The following is a 14,463-nucleotide window of genomic DNA, read 5'->3' as shown; positions in this document are numbered from 1 at the left end:
AAAGAAGGTTTTTATAATGAGAAGTATATCAGTTTTAATTAAACCTGTATCATCATTATGTAATTTAAGATGTAGATATTGCTTTTATGCTAATATAAGTAATTTAAGAGCAATTAAGTCATATGGTATTATGCAAGAAGATACCATAAAAAACATAATAGATAATACATTTGAAGTTTTGGATAATGGAGATAGAGTTGTGTTTGCTTTTCAAGGTGGAGAACCTACTTTGGCAGGTGTAAAATTTTATCAGTATTTTATTAAATATGTTAATAAAACTAAAAAAAATATAATAGTAAATTACTCTATTCAAACTAATGGAACACTTATAGATAAAGAATGGTGTGAATTTCTAAAGAAAAACAATTTTTTAGTAGGATTATCATTAGATTTGCTAAAAGACATACATGACAAAAATCGTGTATATTTAAGTAATAAGGGAAGCTATGAAGATGTAATAAATACAAAAAAACTATTAGAAAAACATAAAATAGAATTTAACATATTATGTGTTTTGACAAATCAGATTGCATGTAATCCAAATAAAGTTTTTAATGTTATAAAAGAAACTGATATAAAATATATTCAGTTTATTCCTTGTTTAGATGATTTATATTGTGAGGATAAATCAGAGTACTCTTTGGAACCTAAATATTTTGCAAATTTTTATAAAATAGTATTTAAACTTTGGAAAAATGAACTGGATAATGGAAATTACATAAGTATTAATTTGTTTGATAATATTATATCTCTCTTAATTACAGGAATACCAAGCATCTGTGGAATAATTGGAAAATGTCAACCACAGTTTGTAATAGAGGCTGATGGAAGTGTATATCCATGTGATTTTTATGTTCTAGATAACTATAATTTAGGTAATATAAAGGATAATACTCTATTGAATATTTTGAGAAAGCCTACAATGTATAAATTTTTACATGAAAATATACAAAAAGAAAGTATTTGTATAAATTGTAATTTCTATAGAATATGCGGTGGTGGGTGTAAAAGAATGAAAAATTTTATGTATATTGATTCTAATAGTAATTATTGTGGATATAAAGATTTTCTAATGTGTAACTTTAATGATTTAAAAAGAATAGCAGAGTTAGTATATAAAAATCAAATACCTAAATAATTTTAGTGTTGAGAATTCTAGCTTAAGTTATTGAAAATTATGTACGATTAAAGGATTTAAAATATAATAAATTTAGTTAGGATGATTTTTAATGAATATAATTTTATTCGCAATATCTATATTTGCAACAACTATAGGAGCAATAACAGGTATTGGTGGAGGTGTAATAATAAAACCAATATTAGACTTGATTGGAGTATTTGATGTGGCTACAATCAGTATATTGTCATCATTTACTGTATTATCAATGGCTGTTGTTTCTACATATAAACAAATTAAGTTAAAAATTTTTAAAATAAGTTTGAGACTTATTTTAATTGGTGGAGCTTCGATATTAGGTGGTATTATAGGTCAAAGTTTATTAGATTTATCAATTTCATATGTAAATAGCTCATCTATAATAAAAGTAATTCAAAATGTTATAATGACTATTTTGTTAATAATGGTTTATTTATATAGAGATAAAAGTTTAAATATAAAATTCAATACTAATATTACTTATTTTAGTATTGGTATTTTTTTAGGGGTTATATCTTCAGTTTTGGGAATAGGAGGAGGACCTATAAATGTGGTTGTGTTCACATTGTTATTTGGATTATCAGCTAAAGAAGCTGCTTTTAATTCTATTATAACTATTTTATTTTCTAATATTTCAAAGTTAATGACAGTTTTGATAAATACTGGATTTGGGGCATATGATTTATCTGGATTACCTTTTATGATAATAGGAGCAGTTTTGGGAGGATTTATGGGTTCTTTTATCAGCAAAATGGTGGATGATAGGAAAGTTAAGTATATGTTTTCATATATGACTATAGTTATTACTGGAATAAATATATACAGCATATTTCAGGTGCTGTACTTTATCAACTAAAGCATATAGATATTGGATGTTTATTTTAAATTATTAATATAAGGAGATTTAAGATGTTAAAAAAATTATTCTCAAAAAACAAAAAAGAAGAAGTGAAAAATAATTATATAAAAGGAATATTACAATCACCAATTTCAGGAAAAGTGTTAAGTATAGCCGATGTTCCCGATGATGCTTTTGCTGAAAAAGTATTAGGTGATGGGATTGCTATAGAACCACAAGAAGGAGCTGTTTATTCCCCTGTTGATGGAGAGATAAGTCAAATATTTTTACCATCTAAACATGCTATATGTTTAAAGGATGAATATGGATTGGAAATATTAATACATATAGGAATAGATACTATAAATATGAATGGAGAGGGATTTGAATTATTAGCAAATAAAGGAGACAAAGTTGTTTGTGGGCAAAAACTTATAAATTTTGATTTGAAAAAAATTAAAGAGAATGCTAAATCTATTATAACTCCTGTAGTTATAACAAATTCTTATGATATAGATAGAATTGAAACTTTAAAAATAGGGAATATTCGTGCTGGTGAAGATGTAATGAAAGTTTATATGTAAGTAATTTTATATCTTCTTTTATAAAAGTATATCTGCATAAATAAAGTTTATTAGAACTATTCACAATTAAGTAGACTATTTTTTATTGCCTGAAACCGAAAAAACGGCTTAAAAGCTCTTGTCTTGTTTTATAAGATACCCCACAAAGCCGCATAGAATCAGGCTTTCCGCATATCTCCTAAAATCGTGTTGTTTCTCTTTATTTCGTGTTTGAAAGCAGTCGGGCACCATTTGGGCACCACAAGCACCACGAAAAAAGGAGACTGACAATGAATCAAACACTAATTGACAGGGGCATACTGCGCCCGTCCAGGGAGGTCGTCAAGGATAAAATCAACCTGATTTCCGGGGCGCATACCCAGCCGTTCGCCCAAATGCTCTGGACGGTCACGGGCGGCGACACGGACACCACCGACCGCGTGTATACCCTGCTTACCGGCCTGTATCAAGATGGCCGGGAAACCGAACTGCTGGAAGTGCTGCGCGTCCTCTATGGTGTGTTGGGCCTTGCGTTCCCCGATGATGTGGAACTGCTGGCCGGACACCCGGAGGCAAGGAGCTACTTCCTTTTTTCATTCCTGCTGGACTATGACGACATTATGGGCGACTACATGGCCGGGCAGCAGGGAAAGGAGGCCACCGCCAAGGGAAAACAGCCCAGGCAGAAACAGCACGGCCCGGAACTGTAACCTGAATTTTCGAGGGAACTTGTTCCCTTTTCCAGCCTATAAGAAAGGAGGCTGATTCATGCAGGAAGATATAAATAACCGCACGGTAACGCTGGTTATCCAAGCAAACAAGCTCATGGCCCGGCTAGTTATGCGGGCGGTTGAAAAGGCTCTGGCGGCTATGAAAGAGCAGCAGCGCGCCGTCCGGCAGAAACAGGCCGTCCGTTCTGGCCCGGCTCTCCAAGTTTAAGGAGCTGGTGAAAGGCACCATCAGCAAGGAGCGGCACCATGACAAGGGGGAACGTGCGTTATGAGCGATAAGCTGAAAAAATACGTCCTCCCTAACCTCCCGTATCTGTTCATTTTCTGGCTGGCCGACAAGCTGGGGCAATCGTTCCGGCTCTCCACCGGGGCCAACATCGGGAAAAAGCTCATGGACGCGGTAAACGGCCTTGCCCTGTTGGGCCGCGACCCGCTGCCCAGCCTCAACCTCCGCGACCTGCTTTGTGGGCTGGCCGGGGTCACCGCTATCTGGCTGGTGGTGTACGTCAAGAAAAAGAACGGCAAGAAGTGGCGCAAAAATATTGAATACGGTTCGGCGCGTTGGGGGACGCCGGACGATATAAAACCTTTTGTAGACCCCAAGCCGGAAAACAACGTGATTCTGACCGCCACCGAAAGCCTTACCATGAATGGACGCCCCAAGAATCCGGCGACAGCAAGAAATAAAAATTGTCTTATCATGGGCGGTTTCGGCAGTGGCAAAACCCGGTTCTGGCTCAAACCAAACCTTTTACAGCTTCATTCCAGTTATTGCGTGGTGACCCAAAAGGCAGCGTCTTAGTCGAATGTGGAAATGCCCTGAAACGGGCTAAGTACAAGATACGGGTATTCAACACCATCAATTTCAAAAAGAGCTTCCACTATAACCCGTTCGCGTATATCCATTCGGAAAAGGACATTTTGAAGCTGGTAAACGTGCTGATTGCCAACACCAAGGGCGAGGTCAAGGGTGGGGACGACTTCTGGCAGAAAGCGGAAACGCCCCGTACCCAGCTGGTACATTTCCATGAAAAAACGGAGGTTGCGTTTTTAGTCAAGCACCCATAAGGAAGTATTTTAATCAAGACGGTATAGCTCCTCAAAGGGCTATGCCGTCTTTTCCTTTGTCGTTGTTTCGGTTTGCGGCTCATTCGGAAAATCCACTATACCGATAAAGTTCCAAACGATATCCACTTTCTGCACACGCTTTCCGCTGCTCTTGTCGGGAGCGTGGACAATTATCCGCTTCACAAACTCATTGATGATAGTCGGCGTTAATTCTTTGATATATCTCTGCTGTATCCAGTAAAATAATGTAACCGTCTATTAGCATTTTGCGCGCGTATGCGGCAAGATTATCAGTGGGTATCTGCGCCATTTTCTCAGCTATAAGCTGCCACTCCTGTTCGGTAACACGAACAATGATTTGAATATCCCGTTTTCTGTTTTGCATTGGCTTTCCCCCCCTTTCATTTCCTACAACAATCCGAAAGAGAAAAATGCCAAAGAAACTACAAAAACCGTCGCAAAATATTTACGGCGGCACTCGAAAGATATCGTAAGATGGTGGGAAAATTTATTTGTAGTGCTTGACTAATCGTTAAACATGGTGTAATCTGTTAAGTAGATTAACAGACGGAGGACATCGAGTTGAGTAACCATATTACAACAGACCAGCTTTGTGATTTGTTTCTTCAAACAATGAACCAATATAATCAGTTAGAAAAGCAGATACATTTACGTGGCATTGGCTCCGAGTTACGTTTGTCTGAAATTCACACAATAATTGCAATCAACAGGCAAGATAACCAAAATATAACGGTTCTTGCAAAGAAGCAAGGTATTTCAAAAAGTGCCGTTTCACAAATGGTAAGCAAGTTGGTAAAAAAAGGATTTATCACAAAAGAGCCGTCCCCGGAAACAGATAATGAAGTAGTATTAAGGCTGACAGAGAGCGGAAAATCTGTCTGCATGGAGCATGAACAACAGCACCAATGGCTGCGCAAACAACTGTCGGATATATTTTCTAAATATCCCTCGGAAACAACGGACACATTAGCCAAATTAGCAGTTGATGTTCAGAAAATGTGGAACTTACTCTCTCAAAATTGAGAGTAAATTTTTTACAACCTCTGTTAAGTAGCTTAACACAGAAAGGAAACTTACTATGTCATTTGATTATATCAATCCCATTCAGCAATTTAATTTTCAAATCAACCGAGTTTTAACTTATGGAGAATTGGCGTGCAATCGGCAAGAGGTCATAAAAGCAATGGCTCATATTCAAACTTTTTCGGAATGGAACAAAGCGTGGCTTACCCTTGCTGAAAAAGCTGAACGGGAAAAGCGTTGGCTTCATGCCGCTTATTATTACCGCATGGTTGAATTTTTCCTAAAAGCAGATGATGAGCAGAAATCTTTGATATACAAAAAGTGCATTTCAAATTTTTATCAAGGCTTTGAAAAGGAACTCCATCTGGAATATTGCAAACAAAATGTGCCCTTTGAACAAGGAACACTAAATTGTATAAAAATATCGGCAGCTCACTCAAAAGGAACAATTCTTATCTGTGGTGGATACGACTCATTCATTGAGGAATTTGTTTTACAAGTTAGCCCATTAGCCTCAAAAGGCTATACCGTAATTTTATTTGACGGTCCGGGGCAAGGCGATTGCATACGTGAAAACCTGTTCTTCCGCTATGATTTTGAAAAACCGACTTCTGCTGTTATTGACTTTTATCACCTAAATTGCTGTGCAATGGTTGGCATTTCATGGGGAGGATATTTTGCACTTCGCAGCGCCGCATATGAGAAAAGGATTATTGCGGCGGTTGCTTATGATGTGATGGATAATGGGCTGGAAGTCATGACCCACATATTTCCCGCTCCAATTTGTCAGATTTTGCGGGTTTCTTATCGAAAGCATTGGAGGAGCATTATCAATGCGATTGCTAAGCGGCTTCGCAAAAAAAGTGTTTTAGCGGATTGGGCATTATCGCAAGGTATGTATATTACGGGAACAAAGACCGTGTATGACTTTTATCAAAGTCTTTCAAAGCACACATTGAAAGACATTACGCCTAAACTCACACAGGAAATTTTGCTATTAGGCGGGGAAAAAGACCACTATATTCCGGTCAAGCAGTTTTATCGGCTGAGAAATCGTATTCAATCTGCTAAATCCCTAACATCCCATTTGTTCACAGAAGCAGAGGGAGGTGAGCAACATTGTCAAATTGGAAATCATATAATAGCAACAAATTTAATCGTAAATTGGTTGGATACGGTATTTGCAAATAAATAGAGCAGTAAGGGTTTTATATTCCCACCTCCCAAAACACGGTTCTACTGCGTGACAGAACAACAAAACGGGCGCACCGCCTGTTATGACGATACGCCCATTCTATTCACACTCTGTTTGTCAGCCGTTTTGATAAGTTTGCTTTACATACTTCCTTATCAGCTTTAACCTTTACGCTTCCTCGTTTCTTTCAGGTTGATTGCCCCGTCTATGGCCGCTTCTATGATGGATAAATACTCTTTAGGACATAGCTCTAATTTGAGCGCCACCCGTTCTCTCTCCTTGCCGTCCTGCTCACTGTCTGCCGGGAAAAAGTATCGTTCCACTGGGAGCTTACATATCTTCACCAGCTGGTAAAAAACCGGGAGGCTGGGCAGGCTGCCGCTGTTCTCAATGTTTGCAAGATAGCGCGGGTCGATGTTCACCATTTCAGCAAGGGCGCGGCGGGACAAACCCAACACCTTGCGAGCCTCTTTCAAATCAGCACCAAGGCGCACAAAGTTTTCTGTTTCTCGTTCCTTTTGCATATCACATCATCCTATTACATTCTATAATTCAGCCTTTCAATCACACAAACTGGGAGTAGTGATATGCCCATACCCAAGGCCACAGAATGAATAATTGCTTCAACTGTATCAAGCTCCACAATTTTAGGCAGATAAACAAATTTCTTAAAATACCAGTCCATCAACATTTTTCTATATGGGCATGTATTTAGATTGTTCACAACAATAGGCATTTTATTTATATCAGATTCTTTGCAACCAAAAGGTGCCACTATGCGCAACTCTTCCTCAAAATGAAATATTGTCTTGTAATGCTCTGATAAATATATGGGCTGAACAAAAACACAATCCAACTCGGACTTTTCCAAAGCGTCTAAAAGTGAATTTTGGTTATCTGTTTTTACGGAAAGCGCGACATTTGGATATTTGCTTTTATACATTGACAGCCAAGCTGGAAGTCGGGAAACAGAAAGTGTTTGTGAAGCTCCAATCCGTAGGCCGGTGCTCTCTGTATGAAACTCGGCGGCAGCATTATCAAGCATATCTAAAATCGCATTGGCGTAATATAATAACTTTTTCCCATCATCAGTGATTGTAACGCCTTTTCCATGCCTAATAAACAAAACCGTATTCAATTCTTCTTCCAAACGCTTTATATGTGCAGTAACATTTGACTGAACATAATTAAGATTTTCAGCAGCTTTTGAAATAGATTTTTCGGTGGCAACTTCCCGAAAAATTCTAAGGTCCAAACTTTCCATTTTCCCCACCTTATCATTTATCATGATTGAATATATCATTTTTAACTATTATACATCAAAAGTGACCCAGTGTATAATGAAATCAAAAATATTGGAGGTATTTGCATGAAATTTAAAAATAAAGTTGCCCTTGTTACGGGTGGCGGCTCCCCATCACGGACGTTGCCCGGCCCTACTTTGAAAAGCAGCTGGCACTTGTGGAATCACGAAAGGCCGCCGCCGAAAAAGCAGGCACGCCGTTCTATGACAACAATCTTGTTGTAGCAAAGGAGAACGGAGCGCCGCAAGCGGCCAACTGGATTTCAACAGGATTTGGAAAGCTGCTGGCCGAGCTGGATATGCCGCATATACGCTATCACGATTTGAGGCATAGCGCGGCCACAAATATGCACCAACTCACTGGCGACTTTTACACGGTGGGCGAAGTGCTGGGCCACACTCTCGCCGGTATCGGCGCGTCGCTGGGCATGTCGATGAACTTTGAGGCTGTCACGGCCCGGTATGTCGATGTGCGGCTGGAACGCAAACAGGAAGTGCTGGACGCCTACCATGCAGCCATTCACCCCAAACCCAAGCAGCCCCGGCAGGACACGCCAGGCAAAGAAAAGAGCAGACAGGAACCCAAGAGAAAAAGTAGCGGTTTAGAGCTGTAAACGACACAAGCCTTTACTACTCCCCGCTGCTTTTTATAGGGCCTCGTGGAATGTGGGCACCATTTAGGGCACCATTTCACCGATTTTCAAAGAAATTTTCGCTCAAAATGAGGGGCCGGAAACGCCAACAAACCCAGCAATCATTCGGCTTTCCGGCGTTTCAGCGATTGCATAGAACATGTTAGGAATGACACAAAAATTTACTATTTTTTATAAATTCTAATATTTATGATTATTGCGCTTTTTAGAACTCTATTTGCAAATATGTATTGACATATAAATATTATGAATTACAATTTATATAAACTAATAAAAATTAAATAATATTAATCAACTTATTGAATGGAGGAATAAAAATGAAATTTGTGACTTTTTGTAGTAGCAATGAAGAAAATATAGGTGTATTTAACTCAGAAACAAATAGTATATATGAAATTAATAGTTTAGGATTAAGTAAATTATATACTGATATGAATGATTTTATTGAAAATGTATCTACAGGAGATTTAGAAAAAATAAAAAACAATTCATTTGAAAACGCAAGGTGTTATAAGTTAGAAGAAGTTAAATTATGTTCCCCAATTGTAAGACCTAAAAAAGATATTATATGTTTAGGTCTAAACTATAAAGACCATGTCAATGAAATCCCAGATGGAGTTATAAAAAATGTAGTTATGCCAGATTATCCAATTTATTTTTCTAAGAGAGCAGACAAAATAATCGGAGTATATGATAAGATAAGTTTACATGGAGATTTGGTAGAGAAGTTGGACTATGAATCAGAACTTGCAGTAATCATAGGTAAAGAAGGTATAAATATATCAAAAGAAGATGCTTATGAATATATATTTGGATATACAATAGTAAATGATATAAGTGAAAGAGCACTTCAAGATAAACATGTTCAATGGTTTAGAGGAAAAAGCTTAGATACACATACATCTATGGGACCTTGCATAGTACATAAAGAAGAATTTGAACATCCTTTAAAATTAGATATAAGTAGTGTGGTAAATGGAGAAGTAAGACAGAATTCTAATACAGAATACTTTATATTTGATATACCTACTGTAATAAGTGATTTATCAAGAGGGATGACTCTAAAGCCAGGAGATATAATTTCAACTGGAACTCCAGCAGGTGTTGCTATGGGAATGAATCCTCAAGTATATTTAAAACATGGCGATATAGTTGAATGTAAAGTCGAAGGAATAGGAGTTTTAAAAAATATAGTTGATTAATGGATAAATATACCATATAATTTTATTAGTACGAATAATTTAATTAATATAGGATTAATCAAACTTATGATTAATTTATTATAGAGAGGGATGAGTATATGGCAAAAGAACTAGAATTAAAGTATGGCTGTAATCCAAACCAAAAACCATCAAAGATTTATATAAAAAATGGAGAACTTCCTATAGAAGTATTAAATGGGAAACCTGGATATATAAATTTTTTAGACGCATTTAATAGTTGGCAACTTGTAAAAGAATTAAAAGAAGCTACAGGTCTTCCAGCAGCAACTTCATTTAAACATGTAAGTCCAGCAGGAGCAGCAGTAGGAGTACCTTTATCAGATACTTTAAAGCAAATATATTTTGTTGATGATTTAGAGCTTTCTCCATTAGCTTGTGCTTATGCAATGGCAAGAGGAGTAGATAGAATGTCTTCTTATGGTGACTTTATAGCACTTTCAGATGTATGTGACAAAGAGACTGCAACTATTATAGCAAGAGAAGTTTCTGATGGTATAATAGCTCCAGGATATACAGATGAAGCTCTTGAAATATTAAAAGGAAAGCGTAACGGAAACTATAATATTGTAAAAATAGATGAAAATTATACTCCTGAACCTATTGAAACAAAGGATGTTTATGGAATTACTTTTGAACAAGGTAGAAATGAAATATTAATAAATGAAGACATATTAAAAGACATTCCAACTGATAATAAAATTTTTACAGATAATGCAAAGCGTGATTTAATTATAGCCCTTATTACATTAAAATACACACAATCAAATTCAGTTTGTTATGCTAAAGATGGACAAGTAATAGGAGTAGGTGCAGGTCAACAATCACGTATTCATTGTACTAGACTTGCAGGTAACAAAGCTGATATTTGGTATCTTCGTCAACATCCTAAAGTATTAAACCTAAAATTTAAAAAAGACATAGGTCGTCCAGATAGAGATAATACTATTGATGTATACCTTTCTGATGATTATATGAATGTACTTGCTGATGGTATATGGCAAAACTTATTTGAAGAAAAACCAGAGCCTTTAACTGGAGAAGGAAAAAGGGAATGGCTTAAAACTTTAACAGGAGTAGCACTTGGTTCAGATGCATTTTTCCCGTTTGGAGATAATATAGAACGTGCAAAAAGAAGTGGAGTAAGCTTTATAGCACAACCAGGTGGTTCTATTCGTGATGACAATGTTATATTGACTTGTAATAAGTACAATATAGTTATGGCGTTTACTAAAAATAGATTATTCTATCATTAAAATATGGAAAATATAAAGACATTATAGATTAAATAAAAATCTACAACAAGTTTTGTTGTAGATTTTTTTATTTGCTGTATAATTTTAAATAGAACTTTATTTTTAGATATTCAATTTGGAGGTTGATATGGCTTTAAATATAAGAAACTATAGCCTATTATGTAATCAAGGGACAGCTAAATTCAATGAAGATGTAGTCGGTATAAATCCATTTGGCGCATGGGTTTTAGATGGTGCTACAGGACTTAATGGAAAAAATTTAGTATCAAATGAAAGTGATGCAAGGTGGTATGTTCAGTGGTGGAGTAGGTATCTATATAAAAATATAAATAAAGAAGAATCATTAAAGAGTATTATTAATACTGGAATAATAGAAGTAAAAAAAGAGTATGAATTAAGATTAAATGGGATTAAGGTTAAAAAGTTAGATTTACCATCGAGTTCTATAGCTGTTGTAAAATTTCATGAAAATAAAGTAGAGTATTTTTTATTAGGAGATTGTGCTTTGTTTATTAAAAATGGAGATTCTAAAGTTATAAAAGATAGAAGTATTTGTAAATTTGATGATATTGTATTTGATGAAATGAGCAAACTTTCTAACTTAGAAGAAATGACATTTGATGAGATTAGAGCTAGTGTTATGGATACAATAGTAAGCAATAGGTTGAAGAAAAATACGAAAGATGGATATTGGATATTGGATTTTGATGAGGAAGCTGTGGAAAATTCTATATATGGATACATTGAAATAAAAAAAGATTTTCAATTGATGCTAACGAGCGATGGTTTTACAAGTGCATGCGATAGATATAATCTAATAAAAGAGGAAGAATTGATACGTATAGCAGAAAAATTTGGTATAGGATATATACACAACAAAGTAAGAGATTTTGAAGATAATGACTATAAAGCAATTAAAGTACCAAGATTTAAAGTAAAAGATGATTCATCTTGTTTATATTTAGATATATATAATGATTAGACTTTATAAAACTATTTAATTTTAGAAGGGAGGTAAGCGAAAAGTGAAAATTCTTCATATAATAACACAAAAACCAAATAGTACAGGTAGTGGTATATACTTGTCTGGCATGATAAAAGGGTTTGAAAAGATAGGTCATAAGCAAGCTGTAATTGCAGGAATAGATGTGAATGATGATGTAAATTGTTTTCCAAGTGATGTAAGTTTTTATCCAGTAAAGTATAATTATGGAGAGTTAAATTTTCCTGTTGTAGGCATGAGTGATTCTATGCCATATGAAAGTACAAGATATAAAGATTTAAATATAGACATGATAAATAGATTAAAACATCAATTTAAAGTAAATATAGATAAGGCTATGAATGACTTTAAACCAGAACTTATAATATGTCATCATTTATATCTTTTAACTGCATTTGTTAGAGAGATTGTAAAAGATATAAAGGTCATGTCTATATGTCATGGAACTTGTTTAAGACAATTAAATACTATTGATTTAGAGAAAGAATACATAATATCAAATATAAGAAAGTTGGATTTAATATTTGCCCTTCATGAAAATCAAAAATATGATATTATAAAGACTTTTGGAGTCAGTGAAAATAAAGTAGTTGTAATTGGTAGTGGTTATAATGATGATATTTTTTATAATAAAAATTACAAAGTAAAAGATGATAAAATAAAAATAGTATTTGCAGGTAAGATATGCAAATCAAAGGGACTTATTCCATTTATAAAAGCGATATCTAAATTAAAGTATCGTAAAGATTTAATAGAAGTCAATTTTGCAGGTACTGGAAGTGATATTGAATCATATAATGAGATATTCAAACTAGCAAGTAAATCTCCATTTAAGATGAATTTTCTAGGTAAATTAGAACAGAGAGAATTAGCTGAATTATTCAACAGGTCACAAATATTTGTGTTACCATCATTATATGAGGGATTACCAGTTGTGGTTTTAGAAGCTTTATCTTGTGGTACAGATGTAATTAGTACTGATATTCTTGGTGTTAAAGAATGGATTGGTAGTGAGATTAATGATTCTGGGAAGATAGAGTATGTTCCTCTACCTTTTATGGAGAAAGAAGGTATTCCAAAAGATGAAGAGTTATATGTTTTTGAAAACAATTTGTATAATTCAATAGATTCTAAAATACAATCTTTACTGAATAAATCAAAGAAGAAGACGTCTATAGATATGTCAAAAAAAACGTGGGATGGGCTAGCATATAGAATGAATGAAGTTATTTTAATCGATGAATTATGCTTAATTTAGAATTATTTAAAATATAAAAAGTGTAACTATTTTTATACTATTTTTAAGTGATTTTATATTATACTAGTAATAAATATATTTGTTTTTAGGGAGGTAATCATGAGGCTTAGTAAAAAGATATTAGCATTAGGTATTTCAGCACTATTGTTAAGTATTAGTTTTCCAACATCAATAAACGCACTAGATAAGATTGAAAATATTCAAGGGGTAGATAAATATGAGACAGCTGGGCTTATTTCAGACAAGCAAGATTTTACAACAGCAGTTCTTATCAACTCTGATTCTACAATGGTAGATGGTATTGCTGCTAGTGGTCTTGCAGGAGTAAACAACGCAGCTATTTTATTAACTAATAAGGATGATATACCAGAAGCAACACTTCAAAGACTTAATAGGGTTACTAAGATATATGTAATAGGCGGAGAAAATTCTATAAGTAAAGACGTAGAAAAAATGTTGCTTATGAGAAGAATGCAAGTTATAAGAATTGATGGAGTAGATAGAGTAGATACAAGTTATAAAATTGCAGCTGAAATAGAAAAAATTAAAAGCAGTGATAAAATGTTTTTAGTAAATGGATTTAAAGATGAAGCTGATGCAGTAAGTGTTGCATCTGTTGCGTATAGAGATGGAGCTCCTATTATATTGACAAAAGACATAGCCTCAGCAGAAGAAGATACGGATTTAGACCCATGGTTTGGAGTTTCTCCTGTTCCAGTATATGCTATTGGAGGAGAGTCTACATTAAGTAATTACATAGTGAGTAGATATAGAGCAACTAGAATTGGTGGTGCTGATAGATATCAAACTAATAAAAATGTTATTGAAAAGTTCTATAATGGAGCAAAAGAGTTCTATGTAACAAGTGGAGATGATTTAGTTTATGCTTTAGTTGCATCACCACTTGCAAAAAATGTTCCTGTGGATTTAGTTTCAAATAAAAGTGATAAGAGTATATTAAATGGAGCTAGTAAAGTAACAGCAATAGGTATAAGTGATAAGAATATTATAGAGCAGTGTTTGGATGCTGTAAACGTGATAGAGTGTCATTAGTAAAGTGAATATATACATTGAAGATTAGTAGATTATTCATTTTATCATGGTATAAAATGTATGAGAAGAGGCTGTCTAAAAATATAGATTGTACTGCACCCCAATTGTTGGACCAAAAATCT

17 protein-coding genes and 1 pseudogene are annotated in these 14,463 nt (G+C 34.7%); 14 read left to right on the top strand and 4 right to left on the bottom strand.

The genetic code is table 11. The annotated features are described in order from the left end of the window. The first annotated feature begins 16 nt into the window (after positions 1-16). The 6 genes and pseudogenes from KGF39_RS05735 to KGF39_RS05710 form a co-directional block, all read left to right on the top strand. Entirely contained in the window at positions 17-1,138 is a 1,122-nt protein-coding gene (locus KGF39_RS05735) for a radical SAM/SPASM domain-containing protein (protein ID WP_227821535.1), read from the top strand. A gap of 91 nt (positions 1,139-1,229) precedes the next feature. Beyond that, entirely contained in the window at positions 1,230-2,012 is a 783-nt protein-coding gene (locus KGF39_RS05730; protein ID WP_227821534.1) for a sulfite exporter TauE/SafE family protein, read from the top strand. 53 nt (positions 2,013-2,065) lie between these two features. Then, positions 2,066-2,578, top strand: coding sequence for a PTS glucose transporter subunit IIA (locus KGF39_RS05725; protein WP_227821533.1), 513 nt, complete (start codon positions 2,066-2,068; stop codon positions 2,576-2,578). Between the two features lie 269 nt (positions 2,579-2,847). Further along, a complete protein-coding gene (locus KGF39_RS05720) occupies positions 2,848-3,267 on the top strand; it encodes a hypothetical protein (protein WP_227821532.1) in 420 nt (139 codons plus the stop codon). A gap of 58 nt (positions 3,268-3,325) precedes the next feature. Beyond that, entirely contained in the window at positions 3,326-3,496 is a 171-nt protein-coding gene (locus tag KGF39_RS05715) for a hypothetical protein (protein WP_227821531.1), read from the top strand. Positions 3,497-3,556: 60 nt separating this feature from the next. Next, positions 3,557-4,290, top strand: a pseudogene (locus KGF39_RS05710) (type IV secretory system conjugative DNA transfer family protein); the annotation flags it as partial. 105 nt (positions 4,291-4,395) lie between these two features. Here the strand turns inward: KGF39_RS05710 and KGF39_RS19850 are convergent. Then, entirely contained in the window at positions 4,396-4,539 is a 144-nt protein-coding gene (locus KGF39_RS19850) for a DUF4368 domain-containing protein (protein ID WP_308463831.1), read from the bottom strand. 4 nt (positions 4,540-4,543) lie between these two features. Then, positions 4,544-4,741 (bottom strand): plasmid mobilization protein, encoded by a 198-nt coding sequence (locus KGF39_RS05700; RefSeq protein ID WP_227821530.1) that lies wholly within the window; start codon positions 4,739-4,741, stop codon positions 4,544-4,546. A gap of 197 nt (positions 4,742-4,938) precedes the next feature. Here KGF39_RS05700 and KGF39_RS05695 point away from each other — a divergent pair, with 197 nt between their 5' ends. Next, positions 4,939-5,400 carry a MarR family transcriptional regulator gene (locus tag KGF39_RS05695; protein ID WP_227821529.1) on the top strand — a complete coding sequence of 154 codons (462 nt, stop codon included), beginning with the start codon at positions 4,939-4,941 and terminating at the stop codon, positions 5,398-5,400. A 55-nt stretch (positions 5,401-5,455) separates the two neighbouring features. After that, complete coding sequence (locus KGF39_RS05690) at positions 5,456-6,595, top strand: alpha/beta fold hydrolase (protein ID WP_227821528.1); 1,140 nt, start codon at positions 5,456-5,458, stop codon at positions 6,593-6,595. 161 nt (positions 6,596-6,756) lie between these two features. Here the strand turns inward: KGF39_RS05690 and KGF39_RS05685 are convergent, their stop codons facing one another. Both KGF39_RS05685 and KGF39_RS05680 read right to left on the bottom strand, forming a co-directional pair. Next, positions 6,757-7,119 carry a helix-turn-helix domain-containing protein gene (locus KGF39_RS05685; protein WP_227821527.1) on the bottom strand — a complete coding sequence of 121 codons (363 nt, stop codon included), beginning with the start codon at positions 7,117-7,119 and terminating at the stop codon, positions 6,757-6,759. Between the two features lie 14 nt (positions 7,120-7,133). Beyond that, the gene (locus tag KGF39_RS05680) at positions 7,134-7,859 is read right to left on the bottom strand and encodes a LysR family transcriptional regulator (protein WP_227821526.1); all 726 of its coding nucleotides are present in this window, start codon (positions 7,857-7,859) and stop codon (positions 7,134-7,136) included. Positions 7,860-8,056: 197 nt separating this feature from the next. On the opposite strand from KGF39_RS05680, the gene KGF39_RS05675 reads away from it, so the two are divergent. The 6 genes from KGF39_RS05675 to KGF39_RS05650 all read left to right on the top strand — a co-directional run bounded on the left by KGF39_RS05675 (position 8,057) and on the right by KGF39_RS05650 (position 14,341). Continuing rightward, positions 8,057-8,512: a hypothetical protein gene (locus KGF39_RS05675; protein ID WP_227821525.1), complete on the top strand. Its 456-nt coding sequence runs from the start codon at positions 8,057-8,059 to the stop codon at positions 8,510-8,512. Positions 8,513-8,868: 356 nt separating this feature from the next. Further along, positions 8,869-9,753, top strand: a complete 885-nt coding sequence (locus KGF39_RS05670; RefSeq protein ID WP_227821524.1) for a fumarylacetoacetate hydrolase family protein — start codon at positions 8,869-8,871, stop codon at positions 9,751-9,753. A 98-nt stretch (positions 9,754-9,851) separates the two neighbouring features. After that, positions 9,852-11,027 carry a phosphoribosylaminoimidazolecarboxamide formyltransferase gene (locus tag KGF39_RS05665; RefSeq protein WP_227821523.1) on the top strand — a complete coding sequence of 392 codons (1,176 nt, stop codon included), beginning with the start codon at positions 9,852-9,854 and terminating at the stop codon, positions 11,025-11,027. A gap of 127 nt (positions 11,028-11,154) precedes the next feature. Next, positions 11,155-12,009: a hypothetical protein gene (locus KGF39_RS05660; protein ID WP_227821522.1), complete on the top strand. Its 855-nt coding sequence runs from the start codon at positions 11,155-11,157 to the stop codon at positions 12,007-12,009. A 43-nt stretch (positions 12,010-12,052) separates the two neighbouring features. Continuing rightward, positions 12,053-13,288: a glycosyltransferase family 4 protein gene (locus KGF39_RS05655; protein ID WP_227821521.1), complete on the top strand. Its 1,236-nt coding sequence runs from the start codon at positions 12,053-12,055 to the stop codon at positions 13,286-13,288. A 99-nt stretch (positions 13,289-13,387) separates the two neighbouring features. After that, positions 13,388-14,341 (top strand): cell wall-binding protein Cwp25, encoded by a 954-nt coding sequence (locus tag KGF39_RS05650; RefSeq protein ID WP_227821520.1) that lies wholly within the window; start codon positions 13,388-13,390, stop codon positions 14,339-14,341. Positions 14,342-14,463 lie beyond the last annotated feature (122 nt).

The sequence above is a fragment of the Clostridioides sp. ZZV14-6345 genome (assembly GCF_020657775.1).
In the GTDB taxonomy this organism is placed as follows: Bacteria; Bacillota; Clostridia; order Peptostreptococcales; family Peptostreptococcaceae; genus Clostridioides; species Clostridioides difficile_D.
The sequence above is the reverse complement of the archived record's forward strand: the minus strand, read 5'-3'. Positions and strand labels throughout refer to the sequence as shown.

What these genes read in the sequence shown, in the direction of transcription:
- KGF39_RS05685 (WP_227821527.1), bottom strand. Translation starts at nt 7,119, where the DNA reads ATGCAAAAGGAACGAGAAACAGAAAACTTTGTGCGCCTTGGTGCTGAT.
- KGF39_RS05720 (WP_227821532.1), top strand. Translation starts at nt 2,848, where the DNA reads ATGAATCAAACACTAATTGACAGGGGCATACTGCGCCCGTCCAGGGAG.
- KGF39_RS05680 (WP_227821526.1), bottom strand. Translation starts at nt 7,859, where the DNA reads ATGGAAAGTTTGGACCTTAGAATTTTTCGGGAAGTTGCCACCGAAAAA.
- KGF39_RS05700 (WP_227821530.1), bottom strand. Translation starts at nt 4,741, where the DNA reads ATGCAAAACAGAAAACGGGATATTCAAATCATTGTTCGTGTTACCGAA.
- KGF39_RS05730 (WP_227821534.1), top strand. Translation starts at nt 1,230, where the DNA reads ATGAATATAATTTTATTCGCAATATCTATATTTGCAACAACTATAGGA.
- KGF39_RS05735 (WP_227821535.1), top strand. Translation starts at nt 17, where the DNA reads ATGAGAAGTATATCAGTTTTAATTAAACCTGTATCATCATTATGTAAT.
- KGF39_RS05650 (WP_227821520.1), top strand. Translation starts at nt 13,388, where the DNA reads ATGAGGCTTAGTAAAAAGATATTAGCATTAGGTATTTCAGCACTATTG.
- KGF39_RS05665 (WP_227821523.1), top strand. Translation starts at nt 9,852, where the DNA reads ATGGCAAAAGAACTAGAATTAAAGTATGGCTGTAATCCAAACCAAAAA.
- KGF39_RS05690 (WP_227821528.1), top strand. Translation starts at nt 5,456, where the DNA reads ATGTCATTTGATTATATCAATCCCATTCAGCAATTTAATTTTCAAATC.
- KGF39_RS05725 (WP_227821533.1), top strand. Translation starts at nt 2,066, where the DNA reads ATGTTAAAAAAATTATTCTCAAAAAACAAAAAAGAAGAAGTGAAAAAT.
- KGF39_RS05660 (WP_227821522.1), top strand. Translation starts at nt 11,155, where the DNA reads ATGGCTTTAAATATAAGAAACTATAGCCTATTATGTAATCAAGGGACA.
- KGF39_RS05715 (WP_227821531.1), top strand. Translation starts at nt 3,326, where the DNA reads ATGCAGGAAGATATAAATAACCGCACGGTAACGCTGGTTATCCAAGCA.
- KGF39_RS05670 (WP_227821524.1), top strand. Translation starts at nt 8,869, where the DNA reads ATGAAATTTGTGACTTTTTGTAGTAGCAATGAAGAAAATATAGGTGTA.